1 protein-coding gene is annotated in these 275 nt (G+C 65.5%); it reads left to right on the top strand.

Annotated elements, in window-relative coordinates; genetic code table 11:
* Positions 1 to 10: 10 nt before the first annotated feature.
* A partial coding sequence (locus AC4IJH_RS43840) for a substrate-binding domain-containing protein (protein WP_490857622.1) occupies positions 11 to 275 on the top strand: 265 nt, incomplete at its 3' end.

Genomic DNA, 275 nt, shown 5'->3' with positions numbered 1-275 from the left:
CGTCGAGGGCGTGTCGACGACGACCAATGCGCAGCAGCGCACGGCCGGCTTCGAGGATGCGATGAAGGCGGGCGGGATGAAGGTCGTATCGGTGCAGTCCGGTGAATGGGAGATCGACAAGGGCAATGCGGTCGCGGCCGCGATGCTCAACGAATACCCGAACCTGAAGGCGCTGCTGTGCGGCAACGACAACATGGCGATCGGCGCCGTGTCGGCCGTGCGCGCGGCCGGCAAGCAGGGCAAGGTGTTCGTGGTCGGCTACGACAACATCAACG

It is taken from the genome of Streptomyces sp. UF-297, assembly GCF_058245575.1.
Note: the sequence above shows the minus strand (reverse complement) of the source record. Positions and strands in the feature narration are given on the sequence as shown.